This window comes from Streptomyces sp. NPDC054841 (assembly GCF_053611045.1).
On sequence record NZ_JBSGZO010000842.1, the window covers coordinates 1 to 1,879 of the forward strand.

At 76.2% G+C, this 1,879-nt stretch carries 1 protein-coding gene and 1 pseudogene; one reads left to right on the top strand and one right to left on the bottom strand.

The genetic code is table 11. The features are described 5' to 3' along the window. A partial coding sequence (locus ACWGI8_RS43775) for an FUSC family protein (protein WP_453669138.1) occupies positions 1–1,608 on the top strand: 1,608 nt, incomplete at its 5' end. Here the strand turns inward: ACWGI8_RS43775 and ACWGI8_RS43780 are convergent. Next, positions 1,605–1,879, bottom strand: a pseudogene (locus ACWGI8_RS43780) (PLP-dependent aminotransferase family protein); the annotation flags it as partial. The gene ACWGI8_RS43775 and the pseudogene ACWGI8_RS43780 sit on opposite strands and share 4 nt — an antisense overlap.

Below are 1,879 nucleotides of genomic sequence, written 5' to 3' on the forward strand. Positions count from 1 at the left end.
GCCTCCCCCACCGACCTCCGCTCGGCCGGAAGCGATCTGCGCCTCTCCCGACTGCCGCCGGCCGAACGGCCCGCCGGCCCCTGGCGGGCGGACCGTGCCATGTTCCAGGCGGGCAGTGCGGCGCGCCGCCTCCTCGACCAGCTGGCGCATCGTGCGGACGCGCTGTCTCCCGGAGGCCCGGTGCGGCCGGACACGGCGCGGCCCGGCGGCGGGGACGATGCGCAGGACGCCGCTTCCGCGTCGCTCCTGAGCAGAATCTCGGCCCTGTGCACCCGTATCGCGGGCGCCCTGCGCACCGGCACGCCGCCCCCGGCGCCCGGGACGCTCGAAGAGGCGATACGGGGCTTCCAGCAGCTGCGCGTCCGGCAGGCCACCGGGCCGCCCGACGCCGTGCCGGCGGTGCCGGTGCTGCGGCGGCAGGCGGCGGTGCTGGCCATGGCGGAGTCGGCGCGGATCCTGGAGACCTCGGTACGGGTCGGCATGGACGGGCGGCGTACGGCGCCGATTCCGCCGCAGGAGCTGTTCTGGTACGCCGACGCGAGCAACGTGCGGCTGTGGACGGCGCGGCTCTTCGGGAACCTGACCCTGCGGTCGGTGCAGTTCCAGAACGCCACGCGGACCGCGCTGGGTCTGGGGGCCGCCCGGCTGGTGGCGGGATCGCTGGATCTGACGCACGGCTTCTGGGTGCTGCTCGCCGTCCTGACCCTGAGCCGGACCACGTTCGGGGCGACCTGGACGGCCGTGCGCAAGGCGGTGGCCGGGAACCTCCTGGGCGCGGTGGCGGCAGGCGCGCTGATCGAGTGGATCGGCGGGAAGACCGAGGCGTACGCGTTCGTCCTCGCGCCCGGAATGCTCGTCGCCTTCTCGCTCGGGCCGCTGCTCGGGATCGCGTGGGCGCAGGCGCTGTTCACGCTCGTCGTGGCGTCCGCCTTCGGCCAGCTCGCCCCCGCGTCCTGGCAGTTGGCCGGGGCACGCATCATCGACGTCGTGACGGGCAGCGCGATCGGGCTGCTCTGCGGGCTGCTCGCCTGGCCGGCCGGTGCCCGGCGCGAGGTGCGCAGAACCATGGCGGCCCTGCTCCGCTGCTGCGGCCCGCTGATCACGGGGACGGTCCGCGTCCTGCTGACCACCCCGCCGGGTGCCGGGCCGCAGTCGCCGTCCACGTGGTCCGCCCTGCACCACCTGCGGCTCGCGGAGGCCGCGTACGACCAGTACCGGAGCGAACCGGGCGGCGACAGTGCCGCCGCCGTCGCGGACTGGCACGCCGTGATCATCACCGCGAACCAGGTCCTCCTCGGCGCCTACTGGCTTCCCCGGGTCGATCCTCCCGCGGTCCCGGTCCCGCCGGACGCCGCCGACTGGGCCCGTACGACCGCGGACCGGCTGGCGCGGACCACGGACCGGGTCGCGGCCCTGTGCGCCGGGGGCGCTTCGGAGCCGCCGCGGCCGCCGGATCCGCCTCTTCCGGTGCCCGACGGCCCGCCCCTGCCCATGCTGATCGACCTCGAGTACTGGCTGCGCAGCCTCACCGCCCAGCTCGCCCGGATCGAGAACTCGGTCCACGACACGGCACACTCCGTGACCGGTCCCGCGCGTCAGGGCTCTTAGGGTGCGCCTTGTGCGACGCCCTCGAAGATGTCGGGCCCGGGCCGGGCCGTGAACAGCCCGGGCCCCGGTGCCGGGGGCTCAGCCGTGGACACGGCCGCGGCAGCGGGCGCGGTCCCGGCCCCGGGCGCGGGCGCGCCGGAGAGCCCCGGGGCCGCCACCACGATCGTGCCCGCCCGGCCTCGGCCCGCGACGTGCCCGTCGTCCGTGAGACGCTGGTAAGCCTCGGTGACGACGCCGCGGGAGATCCGCAGATCCGCCGCCAGGACACGCG